Source organism: Chthonobacter rhizosphaerae, assembly GCF_013839525.1.
Lineage (GTDB): Bacteria > Pseudomonadota > Alphaproteobacteria > Rhizobiales > Pleomorphomonadaceae > Chthonobacter > Chthonobacter rhizosphaerae.
In genome coordinates this window covers 254,550-271,642 of sequence record NZ_JACDIS010000003.1, presented here as the reverse complement: position 1 = coordinate 271,642, position 17,093 = coordinate 254,550, and the positions used below count along the sequence as shown (strand labels likewise).

The window sequence follows — 17,093 nt, the reverse complement described above, 5'->3', positions numbered from 1 at the left end:
CACCACAAATCCGGCCCGATCCTCCGCGATCGGCCTCGGCCATTGCCCCTCAGCCACCAGCCTCGGCCATTGCCACAGCCGTCATCCCGGCGAAAGCCGGGATCCAACCGTCGCCCCCGCCACCCGCGACGTCGCGGATGATCCGCCCTGCGGTTGGGCTCCGGCTTCCGCCGGAGTGACGCCTTGGGGAACAGGCGGCGCGCAAGCCTGAGGCCTGTCGCCCACCACAAATCCGGCCCGTCACCCCGCCTCGTCTCCGCCGCAAGTCCGCTATAGTCCATCGGCGCCCCTCGCCCCCGGATGCCCGCAATGCCCGATAGTCCCGCCACCCCACGCATCGGCCTCGCTCTCGGCGGCGGCGGAGCCAGGGGGCTTGCGCATGTGCACGTGCTGGAGGCCCTGGACGAGATGGGCCTCAGGCCGTCGGCGATCACCGGCACGTCCATCGGCGCCATCGTCGGCGCCGGCTACGCGGCCGGCATGACCGGTGCGGAGGTGCGCGAAGTCGTGCAGGCCACCTTCGCCAAGCAGGCGGACGTGTGGGGCAAGGTGTGGCAGTTGCGGCCGAAGACCTTCGCGGACCTCTTCGGCGGTGGCCTCGTCCAGTTCGACGCGGAGAAGACCATCGAGCTCTTCCTGCCCGCCGCCGTGCCGGACCGGTTCGACGCCCTGACCACCCGGTTCTGCGTCATGGCCGCCGATTTCTACGGCTGCCAGGAGGTGGCGCTCGCCTCCGGCCCGCTTCGGCCGGCCATCGCGGCCTCGATCGCCATCCCGATCCTGTTCCGGCCCGTCGAGATCGACGGGCGCGTGCTGATCGACGGCGGCGTGGTGAATCCCCTGCCGTTCGACCGCCTGCCGGAGGACGTGGACGTGGTGATCGCCGTCGACGTGGTGGGCATGCCGGTGCGTCCGGCCAACCGGCCGATCCCGAACGCGACGGAGAGCATCTTCGGGGCGAGCCAGATCCTGATGCAGACGGTGACCGCCGAGAAGCTGAAATCCCGCACCCCGGACATCCTGATCAAGCCGGCGGTGGACCTCTTCCGGGTGATGGACTTCCTGAAGGCCATGGCGATCCTGAAGTCCACCCAGGCCGTGAAGGACGAGGTGAAGCGCAAGGTCGCGGCGCTCCTGGAGGGGCGCGCCGCGGCCGGCGTCATCGACGCCGCCGGAAGAAGCCCCTGAGCGGTCGGCGTCATCGACGCCGCCGGAAGAAATCCTTGAGGAGGGCGGCCGCGTCGGTCTCGGCGAGGCCGGCGTAGACCTCCGGCGCGTGGTGGCACGTGGGGCTCGCGAAGAGCCGCACGCCGTGGTCCACCGCGCCGCCCTTCTCGTCGGCGGCCCCGTAGTAGAGCCGGCGGATGCGGGCGAACGAGATCGCGCCCGCGCACATGGGGCACGGCTCCAGGGTCACGTAGAGGTCGCAGCCGACCAGCCGCTCGGAGCCGAGCCGGGCCGCGGCGGCCCGGATGGCGAGCACCTCCGCGTGGGCGGTCGGGTCGCGGTCCTCCAGGGTGCGGTTGCCGGCGGCGGCGACCACGGCGCCGTCCCTCACCACCACCGCGCCGACCGGCACCTCGCCCCGGGCGGCGGCGGCGCGGGCCTCGCCGAGGGCGACGTCCATGAAGGAGGCGGCCGGGCCGCCGGTGGAGGCCGTCGCGGAGGCGGCCGGGCCGGCCGCCGGCGGGTGGTGGTCCGAACTCACGATCCTCGTTCCTTGCCGGCGGTTTCCCTGCTATTCACGCCTGCCATGAAGACACCCAAGACCTCAACCCCCGCCGCGCCGAAGAGCGCACCGGAGCGAATCGCCAAGGTGATCGCCCGCGCCGGTCTCTGCTCGCGCCGCGAGGCGGAAGCCTGGATCGAGGACGGCCGCGTCAGCCTCAACGGCAAGACGCTGGCGACCCCCGCCGTCACCGTCGGCCCCGACGACGTGGTGCTGGTGGACGGCCTGCCGCTGCCCTCCGCCGACCGCACGCGCCTGTGGCTGTTCCACAAGCCGCGCGGCTGCGTCACCACCACCCGCGATCCGGAAGGGCGGCCGACCGTGTTCGACCTGCTGCCGCCGGACCTGCCCCGGGTGATGACCGTCGGCCGGCTCGACATCAACACCGAGGGCCTCCTTCTCCTCACCAACGACGGCGGTCTCGCCCGCGTGCTGGAACTGCCCGCCACCGGCTGGCTGCGGCGCTACCGGGTGCGCGTCCACGGCGACATCAAGCAGGAGGAGCTCGACAAGCTGCGCGACGGCGTCGCCATCGACGGCATCCTCTACGGCGCCGTGGAGGCGACGCTCGACAGCCGCAAGGGCGACAACGCCTGGCTCACCATGGGCCTGCGGGAAGGCAAGAACCGGGAGGTGAAGAACATCCTCGGTCATCTGGGGCTCGACGTGACGCGCCTGATCCGGGTGTCGTTCGGGCCCTTTCAACTGGGCGACCTGCCGGACGGCAGTGTCGAGGAGGTGCCCCGCAAGGTGCTGAAGGACCAGCTCGGCCCCACGCTCGTCGCCCAGTCCGGCGCCGATTTCAGCGCCCGCGAGGAGGACCGGCTGCCGCAGATGCCGGTCCGCCGCTCGCGCGAGGCGGAGATGGACGAGGAGCCGATGCCGACCCGCAGCTCGCCGGGCCGGCGCGTCCGCCAGGACGCGGCGCCCGCCGTCCGGGACGAGCGCGGGCGGCGGGACGACGCCGACCGGGGCCGCCCGGCGCGGGGGCGCGACGAGCGGGCACGGCCGGAACAGGCCCGCCCCGACCCGCGCGCCGGGGAGGCGCGTTCCGAGGGGCGGCCGGGCCGCGCGCGGGCCGAGAGCGGGCGCCAGCCGGACGCCCGGGCGGCGCGCCGCCGCCACGAGGCGGACATCGAGCACGCCGAGGACGCTGCCCCGGGCCGGCGCGGACGCTCGCGCGTCACCCTCTCGGCCAAGGCCGGGGCGGAGCGGCGCGAGCGCGAAGTAACCGAGGTGCGCCAGGCGACCCGCGGCGACCTCCGGGGCCGCCGCCGCGCCGAGGCGGGCTTCACCGCCGAGGTCCGGCCCCGGCGGGAGCGGGACCTCGACGACGCCGCGCCGCGCGGCCGGCCGGATCGCGGCGCGGACGGCTTCGACCGGAGCGCCCGGCCGCCGGGCCGAAGCGCCGGGCCGCAGGGCCGGCCCACCGGCCGGACGAACGCCCGGAGCCAGCCGCCGGCGGAGGAGCCGGAGTCCCGGCGGGCGCAGAAGATCCGCCTCGCGCGGGAAAAGCGCGCCGGATCGCCCATGCCGGGCCAGGCCAGGGCGGAGCGGCCACCCCGGGCCGACAGGCCGCACCCCGAAAAGCCCCGCGCCGACAAGCCGCGCCCCGACACCCGTCTCGACCGGGGCGACGGCGGCCGGCATTCGGCCGGCGACGAGCGCGGCGGCCCCGCCGGCCGTGGCGCAGGCGCGGGCAGGGGCGAGCGGCCGAAGGGCGGTCGCGGACCCGATCGGGGCGAGGACGCCCGGCCGCGCGGGCCCCGGCCCGCCGCCGGGGCTCGACCCGAGGCGAGGCGCGACGACGAACGGGGCGGCAGAGCAGGCCATGGCAAGCGCGGGCCCGAGGGCCACGGCGGCCCGCCGCGAGGCGGCTCCGGCGGCCCGCCGCGCGGTGGCTCGAGTGGCCCGCCGCGCGGTGGCTCGAGTGGCCCGCCGCGAGACGGACCGGGCGGCGGCAAGCCGAGGGGGCGCGATGCGGATCGTCGGCGGTAGGTTCCGGGGCACGGCGCTCGCCGGCCCGCCGGCCGGCTCGCTCGCCATCCGGCCGACCTCCGACCGGCTGCGCGAAAGCCTCTTCAACATCCTGGAGCACGGCCATGACCGGGTGCTGGACGACGCGCGGGTGATCGACCTCTTCGCCGGCACCGGCGCCCTCGGCTTCGAGGCCATGAGCCGGGGCGCGAAGACGTGCCTGTTCGTGGAGGAGGCGGCCGAGGCGCGCGGCATCATCCGGCAGAACCAGGAGGCGCTCGGGCTGATGGGGTCCACGCGCATCTTCCGGCGCGACGCCACCGGCATGGGCTCGATCGGCCCGGCGGAACCCTACACGCTCGCCTTCCTGGATCCGCCCTACGGCAAGGGCCTCGCCGAGCGCGCGCTGGCGAGCCTCGTCGCCGGCGGCTGGCTGGCGCCGGGCGCCCTCGCCGTCGTGGAGGAGAGCGCCAAGGCCGGGATCGCCTGGCCGGACCGGTTCGAGCCGGTGGACCGGCGCGAGTATGGCGAGACGCGGGTGGAGTTCGCCCGCCTCGCCGCCGGCCCGGTCTGACCCCCGCGCCGGCCTCCGACCAGGTCCGCCGCCCGCGCCGGCCTCCGACCCCGGTCAGAAGCCCGCGCCGGCCGTCGGGTCCGCCCCGCAAGATTCCCTCCGCGCCGTCCCCCATGGCGGAACGGCGCGCCGTCATGTAAATGCTCCGCCCATGTCCACCGACCCGACCCTGTCCCGGCCCGCCGGCGTGCCGGACGCGTCCTCCCCCACGGCCTGGTACGACGGCGATCAGGACCGGTCCGGCCGCGACGTGGTCCTGCGCATCGTGCGCGAGTTCATCATCCCGCGCCGTCGTCTGGTCATCCGCGCCATGCTGGCCATGGTGTTCGTGGCCGCCACCACGGGGGCGCTGCCTTTCCTCATGCAGGTGGCCGCCGACCGGGTGTTCGTCGGCAAGGAGCTCGCCGTCCTCTACGCGCTGCCGCCGATCATCATCGTGACCATGGCCCTGCGCTCGCTCGCCGAATACTTCGGCCGCATCACCGAGGCGCGCATCTCCGGCGAGATCGTCGCGGAACTGCGCCAGCGCCTGTTCCAGCGCCTCGCCGGCGCCGACCTCGGCTTCCTCCAGAGCACCCATTCGGCGAAGTTCATCAGCGTGTTCGCGTCCGACACCCTGATCGTCAACAACGCCGCGTCCCAGACCCTGACGGCCATCGCCCGCAACGCCCTCCAGTCGGTCGCGCTCATCTTCGCCATGCTGTGGCTCGACTGGGTGCTCGGCCTCCTGGTGCTCATGTCGCTGCCCTTCGCGATCTATCTGATGGGCCGCCAGCGCAAGCGTCTGCGCCGGTCGGTCCACCGGGCGCTCAGCGGCTCCGGCGACATCGCCACCCTGGTGTCGCAGATGCTCCAGGGCATCCGCGTCGTGAAGGCCTACGATCAGGAGCGCGCCGAGGCCGAGCGCGCCTCCGCGTCCATCATCCGCACGCGGAACGCCAACCTGCAGACCCAGCGCACCCGCGCGCTCACCGGCCCCTTCACCGAGGGGCTCTCGGGCATCGGCTTCGCGGCCGCCATCTTCTACGGCGGCTGGCAGGGCATCGAGGGCCGCCTCACCCTCGGCGACTTCATGGGCTTCATGGCCGCCGCCATGCTCATCTACCAGCCGCTGAAGTCGCTCGCCGGCCTGCAGAACCTCCTGTCCGAGGGCATCATCGCGGCGCGCCGGGTGTTCGCCATCCTGGACGAGACGCCGAAGGTGGTGGAGGCACCGGGCGCCCGGCCGCTGGTCCTCTCCGGCGGGGCGATCCGGTTCGAGGGCGTCACCTTCTCCTACGCGCCCGGCATCCCGGTCATCGAGGACGTCACCCTCGACATCCCCGCCGGCCGCAAGGTGGCCCTCGTCGGGCCGTCGGGCGCCGGCAAGTCCACGCTCCTCAACCTCGTCCTGCGCTTCTACGACCCGAGCGCCGGCCGGGTCCTCATCGACGGCCAGGACCTCAAGACCGCGACGCTCGCCAGCGTGCGCCGCGCCTCCGCGCTCCTCACCCAGGACCCGGTCCTCTTCGACGACACCGTGCGCGCCAACATCGCCTATGGCAGCCCGGCCGCCTCCGACGCCGACGTGGAGGCGGCCGCCCGCGGCGCGGACGCCCACGGCTTCATCACGGCCCTGCCGAAGGGCTACGGCACCCGCGTCGGCGAGGCCGGCGGCATGCTCTCCGGCGGGCAGAAGCAGCGCATCGCCTTCGCCCGCGCCATGCTGCGCGGCTCGCCCATCCTGCTCCTCGACGAGCCCACGAGCGCGCTCGACGCCAATTCCGAGGCGCGCGTCCAGGCCACCCTCGACACCCTGTTCGAGGGGCGCACCGTGCTGATGATCGCGCACCGGCTCTCCACCGTGAAGAAGGCCGACCTGATCGTCGTCATGGACAAGGGCCGCGTGGTGGAGACCGGCACCCACGACACGCTCGTGGCCGCGGGCGGCCTCTACGCCCACCTCCACCGCACCCAGCTCGCCGGCGAGGCCGCGCCGGCGGAGGCCGAGGTGGCGGCCCCGGCCGAAAGCCGGGCGGCGGCGCTGCCATGAGGGTCGGCAAGCGGCTCCTGCGCACGCCCGCCATCCAGCGGCTGCTCGGCGATCTCCTCGCCGGCTATCTCACGGTCGTGCGCCGCACGAGCCGGCTCGCCGTGGAGCCCGCCGATTTCGACGCGCGCGCCCGCGCGCTGGCGCCCTTCATCGTCGCCATGTGGCACGGCCAGCACTTCATGGTTCCCTTCGCCCGCCCGGCCGGCATGGATTTCCGGGTGATGATCTCCAGCCACGCGGACGCGGAGATCAACGCCCTCGCCGCCAAGCGCCTCGGCCTCGGCCTCATCCGGGCGTCCGGCGCCTCGTCCGCGCGCGAGATCGCCCGCAAGCGCGGCGCGGCGGGGTTCCGCGAGGCCATGGCGGCGATCGGGGAGGGCGCCTGCGTGGCGCTCACCGCCGACGTGCCCAAGGGTCCCGCCCGGGTGGCCGGGCGCGGCATCGTGCTGCTCGCCAAGCACTCCGGCCGGCCTATCGTCCCCGTCGCCTTCGCGACCAGCCGCAACGTGGACATCGACAGCTGGGACAGCGCCTCCGTGAGCCTGCCCTTCAGCAGGGCCGGCCTCGTCCTCGGCGACCCAATCCACGTGCCGGCGGACGCGGACGACGCCGCGGTCGAGGTCTACCGGGAGACGGTGCGGGAGGGCCTCGACCGGGTGACCTCGCGGGCCTACGCTCTCGCCGGGGCCAGATCGAAATTCGACCATGCGTGATGTCGGCGACCACCTGCTCGGTGCCTATGCCCGTCTGACCGGCCTTGCCCGGCCGGTCGGCCGCGCCGTGGTGGCGGCCCGCCGCCGGGCCGGCAAGGAGGACGCCACCCGCTGGCGCGAACGCCTCGGCGTCCCGGGCGCCCCCCGGCCGCCCGGTCCTGTCGTCTGGGTGCACGCGGCGAGCGTCGGCGAGACGGTGGCGGTCCTGCCTCTCGTCCGCCGCGTCGCCGAGGCGGACGTGGCCGTCCTCCTGACCACCATCACCACCACGTCCGCCGACATGGCGCGCCGGCAGCTGCCCGCGTCCGTCGTCCACCAGTACATGCCCCTCGACATGGCGCCCTATGTGGAGAGCTTCCTGGACGCCTGGACGCCCCGGCTCGCCATCTTCGTGGAAAGCGAGATCTGGCCCGTGGCCGTCCGCGCCCTGGCTCGCCGCGACATCCCGCTCGTCGTCTCCAACGGCCGCATGTCCGCCCGGTCCTTCCGCGGCTGGCGGCGCTTCCCGGCCGCCGCCTCGGCGGTGTTCGGCCGCATCCCGCTCTGTCTCGCCCAGAGCGAGGCGGATGCGGCGCGGTTCGAGACCCTCGGCGTCCGCCGGGCCGTCAGCGTCGGCAACATCAAGTTCGACGCCCCCGTGCCGGAGGCGGGGCGCACCGCCGCCGCCGCCCTTCGCCAGGCGGTCGGCGACCGGCCGGTCCTCCTCGCCGCCAGCACCCACGAAGGCGAGGACGAGGTGATCCTGGAGGCCTTCGAGCGCCTGAAGGACCGGCTGCCGGACCTTCTCCTCATCCTGGCCCCGCGCCATCCGGAACGCGGCGGCGCGGTCGCCGCCATGGCCGGCGCGCGGGGGCTTTCGGCCTGCCAGCGCGGCACCGGCGCGCTCCCGGCGCGCGGCACCGACGTCTACGTGGCCGACACGGTCGGCGAACTCGGCACGCTCTACCGGCTCGCCACGGTCGCCTTCGTGGGCGGCTCGCTGGTGCCCCACGGCGGGCACAATCCCATCGAGCCGGCCCGCCTCGGCGCCGCCATCGTCAGCGGCCCGCACGTGGCCAATTTCGAGGACATCTTCGCCGCCATGCTGAAGGAAGGCGCCGCCGCCCTCGCGGACGGCCCGGACAGCCTCGCCGCCATCGTGGAGGACCTCGTCCGCCACGACGGCCCCCGCGAGGCCCAGGTGGACGCCGCCACCGCCGTCGTCCAGCGCTACGCCGGCGCGCTCGAGCGCACCTGGACCGCCCTGGAGCCCATGCTGGCGCCGCTCGCCGCCGAGGCCCGCGCCGCCCGGTCGGAGGCCGGAGCGTGAAGGCGCCCGCCTTCTGGTGGGCCGAGAGCGGCTGGCGGGCGGTGCTCTATCCGGTGCTCCTCGCCCCCGCCGCCGCCCTCTACGGCGGCGTCACCCGCCGCCGCATGGACCGGCCCGGCGAGCGACCTCCGCTGCCCGTGCTCTGCGTCGGCAACTACGTGGTCGGCGGCGCCGGCAAGACCCCGACCGCGCTCGCGCTCGCCGACGTGGCCGCTGGAATGGGCCTGTCGGTCGCCTTCCTCACCCGCGGCTACGGCGGCCGCCTCAAGGGCCCGGTGCTGGTGGACGACGAGCGCCATCCGGCCGCGGACGTGGGCGACGAGGCGCTTCTCCTCGCCCGATCCGCGCCCACCATCGTCAGCCGCGACCGCCCGGCGGCCTATCCGCTCCTCGGCAGCCTCGGCGTCCAGCTCTGCATCATGGACGACGGCTTCCAGAACCCGTCCGTGGTGAAGAGCTTCTCGCTGGTGGTGGTGGACGGCGCCGTCGGGGTCGGCAACGGGGCCGTGCTGCCCGCCGGCCCGCTCCGGGCGCCGCTTCTCGACCAGATGCGCCGGACCGACGCCGTGCTTCTCCTCGGCGACGGGGGCCGCCGGTCGGAGCCGGTGGTGCGGGCCGCCGCCCGCGCGGCCCGGCCGGTGCTCCGGGCCAGCCTCGCGCCCGTGGAAGGCAGCGCCTTCCGGGGCACGCGCGTGCTGGCGTTCGCCGGCATCGGCCGGCCGGAGAAGTTCTTCCGCACGCTCCGCGAGGCGGGCGCGGACGTGGTCGACGCCATGCCCTTTCCCGACCATCACGACTTCACCGCCGACGACGCCCGGGCGATCCTCAGGCGCGCCGAGAGCCGCGACCTCCTCCCGGTCACCACCGAGAAGGACGCGGTCCGCCTCCGCCACGCGGCCGTGGGGCCGCGGGCCGATCTCGCCAGCCGCACCATGGTGTTCGGCGTGGCATGTCGGTTCGACGACCCGAACCGGATCCGCCAGATGCTCCGCGACATCGTGGAGGACTGGCGCCGGACCCGGTGACGCCCACCGGGTCAGGACCGGCGAGGGCAGTCGCTTGAAGCGCCATGCCATCCCTCCCATCAGGGGAGGGTCCGGCCGAAGGCCGGGGGAGGGGTTGTCTTTTTCGGTCCGACAGCGCGGCTTCCGGTTCCCGGCGAGCACCGCCGGCGCCGAAAGGGTGCAAGACAGACGACCCTTTCCGGCTCTTCGGCCCTCCACCGGCTTAGCAAGGTTCTCCGCAACGTCGGCTTCCCCGACCCCCTGAGGGAACAGGTTGCTGAACGCCGCAAAGCGATTGCCTTAGCGCCGCCCGGCCCATGCCGCTCCCGTGCGGTCGGTCAGACCTTGGTGTGCCGCCGGTAGGCTTCCAGGGCGGCTTCCGCGTCCACATAGGCTTCCTGGCGCTCCACGCTCCAGTACTTCAGGTCCTGGACGAGGATCGGCCGGCTGGTGATGGAGCAGCGCACGTAGGAGCCGGGCCGCAGGATCTTGAAGTCGCCGTCGAGATAGCGGATCTGCGCCTCGCCCCCGCCGCCGGGGAATTCCATCCGGTTCATGATGTTCAGTCTACTCCAGGTCGGCCGTCCCTGCCGGCCGCCCCTTGTCGGGGTCGTGCGGATCACGGCCGGGCGGAGGGCTCTGCCCCGGCTCGACGGCCACGCGTTTGGTGGCGCAAACATCGGTCTTTCGCCCGCGGGATGCAAGACCGTCCACGGCCGCCCCCGCCGCCCTCTCACGGCAGGGCCATCAGGCCCTCCCGGAAGCCGTTCAACGAGATCGGGATGCCGATGCCCGGCGAATCCACGGACCTGTGGAGGACGAAGAAGGCGAAGGACGCCGCCTCCAGCTTGGCCTGCAGCCGGCCGGTCAGCACTTCCTCGGTCATGCAGCCCGAGGTGAGACAGCGCAGGAACGGCGCCGTCCCGATATATTCCGTCACCGATGTCAGGGTCACGGTGTCGAGGCTCCCCCGGTAGCCCTCCAGCCGCACCGTGCCGTCCTTCGTCGAGGCCACCGGGACCGGGCCGGGCGGCTCGCCGCCGCCCCGCACCGTCACCGTGTCGCAGGGCTTCACGTCCGACACGGCCCGGATCCGGTCCGGCAGCGCGGCCGTGATGACGCCGCCCGCGCCCACGCGCGCGACCACCGGCGGCGAGATCGGCAGCCGGACGAACAGCCCTAGCCCGCCGCGCGGCCGCCGGACGCCGCAGGCCTCGTCCGACACCTCCGAGCCCAGGAGCACGCCGAGCGGCGCCATCACGCGCAGCATGGTCGCGCCGTCGGCGCTCTTCAGGGCGATCACGAACAGGCCGACGTCCGGATCCATCTCCGACGTGACCCTCTGGACGAGGGCGCATCTCATGTCCAGCGGGTGCGCGCCCGGCTCGCAGCGCACCTCCCAGGCCCCGTGGGTCGCCAGAAGGGTCCCGATCCCCGGGCCGTCGATCGTCGACTGGTTCGTCGCGCCCGCCCGGGCCGCGCCGATACCGGACCCGGTCGCGATCAGGCAGGCCAGGAGAAGGCAGGCGACGAGGAGGCGGACCAGCAGGGGGCGCACCGGCGGGAGGCGGGCGGGGAAGGCGCGAGGTCCGGGGCCGGCCAGCATCGGGGAGCATTCCGGACGAAGGGCGCGGCCCCGCCCGTGGTCCGTCGTCCTCGGACACGTGCGGCCGGTCGCCGCCGCGCGCCCGACCGGCGCGCGGATCCGGCGACCCGTCACACTCTATCCGATTCGCCGTTGATGAAAATGACGATGGTCGCGCCCGGCCCGTCAGGTCTCGGTGCCGCCCACCGTCATCGCGTCGATCCGGAGCGACGGCTGGCCGACGCCGACCGGCACGCCCTGGCCGTTCTTGCCGCAGGTGCCGATGCCCCGGTCGAGCGCCATGTCGTCGCCCACCATGCTCACGCGGTGCATGGCGTCCGGCCCGTTGCCGATCAGCATGGCGCCCTTCAGCGGCTCCTCGATCCGGCCGTTCCGCACCCGGTAGGCTTCCGTGCAGTCGAACACGAACTTGCCGGAGACGATGTCCACCTGGCCGCCGGAGAAGGACTTGGAGAAGATGCCGTCCTTCACGCTCGCCAGGATCTCGTCCGGCGCGTGCTGGCCGCCCAGCATGTAGGTGTTGGTCATGCGCGGCATGGGCACGTGGGCGTAGGACTGCCGCCGGCCGTTGCCGGTCGCCGGCACGCCCATCAGGCGGGCGTTCTGCCGATCCTGCATGTAGCCGACGAGCCGGCCGTCCTCGATCAGCGTCGTGCACTGGGACGGCGTGCCCTCGTCGTCCACCGAGATCGACCCGCGCGCGTCCGGCACGGTGCCGTCGTCCACGATGGTGACGCCCTTGGCGGCCACCATCTGGCCGAGGAGGCCGGAGAAGGCGGATGTCTTCTTGCGGTTGAAATCGCCCTCCAGGCCGTGGCCGACCGCCTCGTGGAGCAGGATGCCGGGCCAGCCGGGGCCGAGCACCACGTCGAAGGTGCCCGCCGGGGCCGGCCGCGCCTCCAGGTTCACGAGCGCCATCCGCAGCGCCTCGTCCACCGTCGCCTGCCAGCGCTCGGGCGTGATGAAGGCGTCGTAGCCGGTCCGCCCGCCCTCGCCGAACGAGCCGCTCTCCTGCCGGTCGCCGTCGCCGACCACCACCGACACGTTGATCCGCACCAGCGGCCGGATGTCCTTCACCCGGGTGCCGTCCGCCCGCAGGATCTCGACGATCTTGTACGACCCCGCCACCGAGGCGGTCACCTGGCGCACGCGCGGGTCCCGGGCGCGCGCATAGGCGTCGATCGCCGAGAGAAGATCCACCTTGGCGGAGAAGACCGGCGCCACCAGCGGGTTGTCGTCGCCGTAGAGGCGGCGGTTGGTCGGCCGCGGCGGCTCGGCCGCCGTCCCGGAATAGCCGGACGAGACCGCCCTGACGGCCGAGGCTGCGCGCAGGAGCGCGGTCTCGGAGATGTCGTCCGCGTGGGCGTAGCCCACCGCCTCGCCGGCCACGGAGCGCAGCCCGAACCCTTGCGACACCTCGTAGGTGGCCGTCTTCAGGCGTCCGTTGTCGAAGGCCAGGACCTCGCTCTGGGTCCGTTCCAGGTAGAGTTCGCCGTCGTCGGCGTCCGCGACCGCGTCGGCCACGATGTGACGGGCGCGCTCCGGGTCGAGACCTGTGAGGGCGAAGAGATCGGTGCTGTCGGCGGTCATGATGGTCCTGAAGCCTTCCCGCGGGTGGTTGGCGGCACTCGCCCCAACATAGGGTCTCGCCCGCCGCTTTGCACCCTTGCGCCGCTTTGCACCCTTGCGCCGCTTTGCACCAAGGCGCCGCTCGGTCGGCGCCCGCGCCGCCAGCACGCGGCGCGTGCGCCGCCGGCTCCCCGCGTCAGTAGAGCGTCGCCCTGTAGCGCTCCAGCATCTCCGCCTGGGTCTCCGCGTGGCTCAGCTGCAGCTGGTCGCGCAGCATCTCGCCCATGGAGGGCAGCGCCGCCCGGTCCACCTGGGCGGCCGGATCCCACAGGCGCGAGCGCATGAAGGCCTTGGCGCAGTGGAGATAGGCCTCCAGAACCTGCACCCTCAGCACGGTCCGCGGCGCCCGCCCGTCCACCTCGAACCGGGCGAGGAGGTCGGCGTCCGTGCGGATCTCCGCCGTGCCGTTGACGCGCAGGGTCTCGTCCACCCCCGGGATGACGAACAGGAGCCCGACCCCCGGCCGGTCCACGATGTTCATCAGGCTGTCGAGCCGGTTGTTGCCCGGCCGGTCGGGCAGCAGCAGCGTCCGGTCGTCGGCCACCGCCACGAAGCCCGGGGCGTCCCCGCGCGGTGTCACGTCGCAGAGCCCGTCGGCGCCGCTGGTGGCCAGAAGCACGAAGGGCGACAGCGACACGAACCGCCGGCAGTGGGCGTCGAGCGCGGGCAGCTGCTTCATCGCCGACCGCGCGCCGGCCGGGCCGTAGAGCGCCCGCAGGGCGTCCCTCGTTTCGATCTTCATGGGGTGGCTCCGGAGGAGAGGCGCGGACGGGGCCGAAAAGGCCGGATCGGGGGAGGCCGGATCAGGGGAGGGCGTCGAAGCCCGGCTTGAAGCCCGCGAGCGAGATCGGGATGCCGATGCCTTCCTCGGGCGTCTGGAAGATGATGAAGGTGGCGGTCTTGCCGGTCTCCAGCTGCCGGATCAGGTCCGGCTCCAGGATCACCTCGGCGAAGCAGCCGTTGGCGAGGCAACGCACGAAGCCCGCCCGGCCGATGTCCTTGTCGTCGATCCGCAGGCCGAGGCCGGAGGGGATCAGCACGCCGAGCGGCGCCAGCACCCTCAGGATGCGCGCCTGCTTGTCGGCGGTCTTGAGCACGATCACCGACAGGCCCACATTGTCCCTGTCCTCGGCCGTCACGTTCTGGATCAGCGCGCACTGCTCCTCCCGCGCGCCGGGAGGCTGGTCGCAGCGGATCTGCCAGTCGCCGTGGGACGACTTCACCACGCCCTGCGCGAGGGCACGATTCGGAGACGCCGCCGCCGCGGCTGCGAGAAGGCCGGCGAGCGCGGCGGTGAGGACCAGTCTCGTATTCTTCATTAGTATCAGGACCCGCCAGGGGATTGAGCAGCGATCACGGTCGGCTTCATCCATAGTCGCCATTCCGCGCCGCGTCATGAACCTCGCGAATCGCGCGATTCTGCGGCGGGATGCTGATCACACTATATGGAAACGCGGTCACGCGCGAAGGGATCGCGGCGGAAGTCGCCGCCGGAACGCGCAACTTTGCCGCATCGTGCGGCACCTGGGGGCATTGCGGCCGGGCGCGCCATATGGTTTTTCTCGATCAGTTTGATCCAGGTCAATATCGTGGCTCGACAAGCCGTTTCGAGCCCATGTATGCCGACCGCCAGCGATCGGGCGCGGAGCCGAGGGAGGGTCCGCCGCCACGATCCGGTCAGCCTGGAGCGGCCCGAATTCCGCCGACGCGGCACCGGGTCAACGGATAGGATCGATGGTCGTTCGCCGCGACGGTCCGCCCGGCTTGCCGCCGAGTGCGATCGTCCAGCGTCGTGAGGGAGCCAAACGTGACGAAATCGATGAAGCGCCTGCTGGCCTTGGCCACCACTTTCGGCGCGCTGGGACATGGCGCGGCTCAGGCGGCGCAGCCCGTGGACTGGGGTTTGTATCTGCAGCCGGCCGCGAGTCCGGTCATGGCCGACGTGCACAGCTTCGGCAGCTTCACCTTCTGGATCATCGTGCCGGTCACCCTCCTGGTGCTGGCGCTCCTGGTCATCGTGATCGTGAAGTTCAACGCCAAGGCCAACCCGGTGCCGTCCCGCACGTCGCACAACACCTTGATCGAGGTGATCTGGACGGTGGCGCCGGTGCTGATCCTGCTCATGCTGGCGGTGCCGTCCTTCCGCCTGCTCTACGAGCAGCAGACCATCCCGAACGCTGACGTGACCGTGAAGATCACCGGCAACAAGTGGTACTGGTCCTACGAGTACCCGGACGCCGAGGCGGTGAGCTTCGACAGCACCCTGATCGAGGAAGACCAGATCACCGACCCGGTGAAGCAGCCGCGCCTCCTGGCGGTGGACTATCCGATGGTGGTTCCGGTCGGGAAGGTCGTCCGCATCCAGGTCACCGCCGCCGACGTGCTGCACTCCTTCGCCATGCCGGCGATGGGCGTGAAGATCGACGCCATTCCGGGCCGCCTGAACGAGGCCTGGTTCCGCGCGGACCAGCCGGGCGTCTACTACGGCCAGTGCTCGGAGCTCTGCGGCCTGCGGCACGCCTACATGCCGATCCAGCTCAACGTCGTGAGCGACGAGCAGTACGCCCAGTGGCTCGCCGCGGCGGCCGAGGACATGGACGCCGCCACCCAGCTGCTGGCGTCCTTTGAGACCGACACGACCAAGGTCGCGGCGCGCTGAGGCGCGCCCGCCATCCCCCGACGTCACATCGCGTCCGAACGGCGACGGCTATGGTGCCGCGCCGTCCCAGTCTGAATGGAGAAGCGCCACAATGGCCACCTCTGCCTATGGGGCCCACGGATCCCATGACCACCCGACGGGGTGGACACGGTGGGTCTATTCGACCAACCACAAGGATATCGGCATCCTCTACCTGATCTTCGCGGTCATCGCGGGCATCATCGGTGGAGCGCTCTCGGTCGGCATGCGCATGGAGCTCCAGGAGCCCGGCATGCAGATCTTCGGCGACCCGAACGTCTACAACATGTTCACGACGGCCCACGGCCTGATCATGATCTTCTTCATGGTCATGCCGGCGCTGATCGGCGGCTTCGCCAACTTCTTCGTGCCGATCATGATCGGCGCGCCGGACATGGCGTTCCCGCGCATGAACAACATCTCGTTCTGGCTGCTGCCGCCGTCCTTCCTCCTCCTGATCATGTCCATGTTCGTGGAAGGCGCGGACGGCTCTCCGGGCGTCACCGGCGGCTGGACCATCTACCCGCCGTACTCCACCAGCGGCACCCCCGGCCCGGCGATGGATTTCGCGATCCTGTCGCTGCACGTCTCGGGCGCCTCGTCGATCCTCGGCGCGATCAACTTCATCACCACCATCTTCAACATGCGCGCCCCGGGCATGACGCTGCACAAGATGCCGCTGTTCGCCTGGTCGGTGCTCGTGACCGCCTTCCTGCTGCTGCTGTCGCTCCCGGTTCTCGCCGGCGGCATCACCATGCTGCTGACGGACCGCAACTTCGGCACGACCTTCTTCGCGCCGGAGGGCGGTGGTGACCCGATCCTCTACCAGCACCTGTTCTGGTTCTTCGGTCACCCGGAAGTGTACATCCTGATTCTGCCGGGCTTCGGCATCATCAGCCACATCGTGGCCACCTTCTCCAAGAAGCCGGTGTTCGGCTATCTCGGCATGGCCTACGCCATGGTGGCCATCGGCGCCGTCGGCTTCGTCGTGTGGGCCCACCACATGTACACGGTCGGTCTCGACGTCGACACCCAGGCCTACTTCGTCGCCGCCACCATGGTGATCGCGGTGCCGACGGGCGTGAAGATCTTCTCGTGGATCGCCACCATGTGGGGCGGCTCCATCGAGTTCCGGCCCCCGATGATCTGGGCGATCGGCTTCATCTTCCTGTTCACGGTCGGCGGCGTCACGGGCGTGCAGCTCGCCAACGCCGGCTTCGACCGGGTGCTGCACGACACCTACTACGTGGTGGCGCACTTCCACTACGTGCTGTCGCTGGGCGCCGTGTTCGCCATCTTCGCGGGCTGGTACTACTGGTTCCCGAAGATGTTCGGCTACATGTACAGCGAGCGGCTGGCCAACGCCCACTTCTGGATGATGTTCATCGGCGTGAACCTCATCTTCTTCCCGCAGCACTTCCTCGGGCTGCAGGGCATGCCGCGCCGCTACGCCGACTATCCGGACGCCTACGCGGGCTGGAACCTCGTGTCCTCGATCGGCTCCTACATCTCGGGCCTGTCGGTGATCCTGTTCCTCTACCTGGTGTTCGAGGCCTTCCAGAAGAAGCGCATCGCGGGCGACAACCCGTGGGGCGCCGGTGCGACGACCCTGGAGTGGACCCTGTCCTCCCCGCCGCCGTTCCACCAGTTCGAGAAGCTGCCCGTCATCAAGGGCGACGCTCACTGAGACGAGCACGGGACGGGGGACGCTCGGCGTCCCCCGTCCTGACGAAACCGGGCCGGGCGCCGTCCTTCGGGCGGCCGGCCGGGCCGAGCCGGCCGATCGGGCCGGCCTCCGACGACGGTACCTGACCTGACAGTCCCTTCTGGGGCGGCCGAACCG

At 72.3% G+C, this 17,093-nt stretch carries 15 protein-coding genes; 9 read left to right on the top strand and 6 right to left on the bottom strand.

Annotation, left to right across the window (positions count from 1 at the left end):
• The first annotated feature begins 309 nt into the window (after positions 1-309).
• On the top strand, positions 310-1,188 hold the full coding sequence (locus HND91_RS07490; protein WP_181705925.1) for a patatin-like phospholipase family protein: 879 nt from the start codon (positions 310-312) through the stop codon (positions 1,186-1,188).
• A gap of 10 nt (positions 1,189-1,198) precedes the next feature.
• Here the strand turns inward: HND91_RS07490 and HND91_RS07485 are convergent, their stop codons facing one another.
• On the bottom strand, positions 1,199-1,627 hold the full coding sequence (locus HND91_RS07485) for a nucleoside deaminase (RefSeq protein ID WP_181706078.1): 429 nt from the start codon (positions 1,625-1,627) through the stop codon (positions 1,199-1,201).
• A gap of 126 nt (positions 1,628-1,753) precedes the next feature.
• Between HND91_RS07485 and HND91_RS22635 the strand changes: the two genes are divergently transcribed.
• The 6 genes from HND91_RS22635 to lpxK all read left to right on the top strand — a co-directional run bounded on the left by HND91_RS22635 (position 1,754) and on the right by lpxK (position 9,359).
• Positions 1,754-3,727, top strand: coding sequence for a pseudouridine synthase (locus HND91_RS22635; RefSeq protein ID WP_246329345.1), 1,974 nt, complete (start codon positions 1,754-1,756; stop codon positions 3,725-3,727).
• The gene (gene rsmD / locus HND91_RS07475) at positions 3,708-4,280 is read left to right on the top strand and encodes a 16S rRNA (guanine(966)-N(2))-methyltransferase RsmD (protein WP_246329344.1); all 573 of its coding nucleotides are present in this window, start codon (positions 3,708-3,710) and stop codon (positions 4,278-4,280) included. The genes HND91_RS22635 and rsmD overlap by 20 nt, the downstream gene beginning before the upstream one ends.
• A gap of 151 nt (positions 4,281-4,431) precedes the next feature.
• Complete coding sequence (locus tag HND91_RS07470; RefSeq protein ID WP_181705923.1) at positions 4,432-6,312, top strand: ABC transporter ATP-binding protein; 1,881 nt, start codon at positions 4,432-4,434, stop codon at positions 6,310-6,312.
• Positions 6,309-7,025: a lysophospholipid acyltransferase family protein gene (locus HND91_RS07465; RefSeq protein WP_181705922.1), complete on the top strand. Its 717-nt coding sequence runs from the start codon at positions 6,309-6,311 to the stop codon at positions 7,023-7,025. The genes HND91_RS07470 and HND91_RS07465 overlap by 4 nt, the downstream gene beginning before the upstream one ends.
• Complete coding sequence (locus HND91_RS07460; RefSeq protein WP_181705921.1) at positions 7,018-8,334, top strand: 3-deoxy-D-manno-octulosonic acid transferase; 1,317 nt, start codon at positions 7,018-7,020, stop codon at positions 8,332-8,334. The genes HND91_RS07465 and HND91_RS07460 overlap by 8 nt, the downstream gene beginning before the upstream one ends.
• Positions 8,331-9,359 carry a tetraacyldisaccharide 4'-kinase gene (lpxK, locus tag HND91_RS07455; protein WP_181705920.1) on the top strand — a complete coding sequence of 343 codons (1,029 nt, stop codon included), beginning with the start codon at positions 8,331-8,333 and terminating at the stop codon, positions 9,357-9,359. Before HND91_RS07460 ends, lpxK begins: the two co-directional genes overlap by 4 nt.
• Positions 9,360-9,676: 317 nt before the next feature.
• Here the strand turns inward: lpxK and HND91_RS07450 are convergent, their stop codons facing one another.
• The 5 genes from HND91_RS07450 to HND91_RS07430 form a co-directional block, all read right to left on the bottom strand.
• Complete coding sequence (locus tag HND91_RS07450) at positions 9,677-9,895, bottom strand: DUF2093 domain-containing protein (protein WP_181705919.1); 219 nt, start codon at positions 9,893-9,895, stop codon at positions 9,677-9,679.
• Between the two features lie 176 nt (positions 9,896-10,071).
• The gene (locus HND91_RS07445; protein WP_181705918.1) at positions 10,072-10,944 is read right to left on the bottom strand and encodes an invasion associated locus B family protein; all 873 of its coding nucleotides are present in this window, start codon (positions 10,942-10,944) and stop codon (positions 10,072-10,074) included.
• A 165-nt stretch (positions 10,945-11,109) separates the two neighbouring features.
• On the bottom strand, positions 11,110-12,534 hold the full coding sequence (gene tldD / locus HND91_RS07440) for a metalloprotease TldD (RefSeq protein ID WP_181705917.1): 1,425 nt from the start codon (positions 12,532-12,534) through the stop codon (positions 11,110-11,112).
• 175 nt (positions 12,535-12,709) lie between these two features.
• Positions 12,710-13,315 (bottom strand): pyridoxamine 5'-phosphate oxidase family protein, encoded by a 606-nt coding sequence (locus HND91_RS07435; protein ID WP_181705916.1) that lies wholly within the window; start codon positions 13,313-13,315, stop codon positions 12,710-12,712.
• A 61-nt stretch (positions 13,316-13,376) separates the two neighbouring features.
• On the bottom strand, positions 13,377-13,892 hold the full coding sequence (locus HND91_RS07430; protein ID WP_181705915.1) for an invasion associated locus B family protein: 516 nt from the start codon (positions 13,890-13,892) through the stop codon (positions 13,377-13,379).
• Positions 13,893-14,392: 500 nt separating this feature from the next.
• On the opposite strand from HND91_RS07430, the gene coxB reads away from it, so the two are divergent.
• Both coxB and ctaD read left to right on the top strand, forming a co-directional pair.
• Entirely contained in the window at positions 14,393-15,232 is an 840-nt protein-coding gene (gene coxB, locus HND91_RS07425) for a cytochrome c oxidase subunit II (RefSeq protein ID WP_181706077.1), read from the top strand.
• 91 nt (positions 15,233-15,323) lie between these two features.
• Complete coding sequence (gene ctaD, locus HND91_RS07420) at positions 15,324-16,937, top strand: cytochrome c oxidase subunit I (RefSeq protein ID WP_181705914.1); 1,614 nt, start codon at positions 15,324-15,326, stop codon at positions 16,935-16,937.
• Positions 16,938-17,093: the final 156 nt, after the last annotated feature.

Excerpts from the sequence above, each read along its gene's own strand:
- HND91_RS07490 (WP_181705925.1), top strand. The coding sequence starts at position 310 with ATGCCCGATAGTCCCGCCACCCCACGCATCGGCCTCGCTCTCGGCGGC.
- HND91_RS07485 (WP_181706078.1), bottom strand. The coding sequence starts at position 1,627 with ATGGACGTCGCCCTCGGCGAGGCCCGCGCCGCCGCCGCCCGGGGCGAG.
- HND91_RS22635 (WP_246329345.1), top strand. The coding sequence starts at position 1,754 with ATGAAGACACCCAAGACCTCAACCCCCGCCGCGCCGAAGAGCGCACCG.
- rsmD (WP_246329344.1), top strand. The coding sequence starts at position 3,708 with ATGCGGATCGTCGGCGGTAGGTTCCGGGGCACGGCGCTCGCCGGCCCG.
- HND91_RS07470 (WP_181705923.1), top strand. The coding sequence starts at position 4,432 with ATGTCCACCGACCCGACCCTGTCCCGGCCCGCCGGCGTGCCGGACGCG.
- HND91_RS07465 (WP_181705922.1), top strand. The coding sequence starts at position 6,309 with ATGAGGGTCGGCAAGCGGCTCCTGCGCACGCCCGCCATCCAGCGGCTG.
- HND91_RS07460 (WP_181705921.1), top strand. The coding sequence starts at position 7,018 with ATGCGTGATGTCGGCGACCACCTGCTCGGTGCCTATGCCCGTCTGACC.
- HND91_RS07450 (WP_181705919.1), bottom strand. The coding sequence starts at position 9,895 with ATGAACCGGATGGAATTCCCCGGCGGCGGGGGCGAGGCGCAGATCCGC.
- HND91_RS07445 (WP_181705918.1), bottom strand. The coding sequence starts at position 10,944 with ATGCTGGCCGGCCCCGGACCTCGCGCCTTCCCCGCCCGCCTCCCGCCG.
- tldD (WP_181705917.1), bottom strand. The coding sequence starts at position 12,534 with ATGACCGCCGACAGCACCGATCTCTTCGCCCTCACAGGTCTCGACCCG.
- HND91_RS07435 (WP_181705916.1), bottom strand. The coding sequence starts at position 13,315 with ATGAAGATCGAAACGAGGGACGCCCTGCGGGCGCTCTACGGCCCGGCC.
- HND91_RS07430 (WP_181705915.1), bottom strand. The coding sequence starts at position 13,892 with ATGAAGAATACGAGACTGGTCCTCACCGCCGCGCTCGCCGGCCTTCTC.
- coxB (WP_181706077.1), top strand. The coding sequence starts at position 14,393 with ATGAAGCGCCTGCTGGCCTTGGCCACCACTTTCGGCGCGCTGGGACAT.
- ctaD (WP_181705914.1), top strand. The coding sequence starts at position 15,324 with ATGGCCACCTCTGCCTATGGGGCCCACGGATCCCATGACCACCCGACG.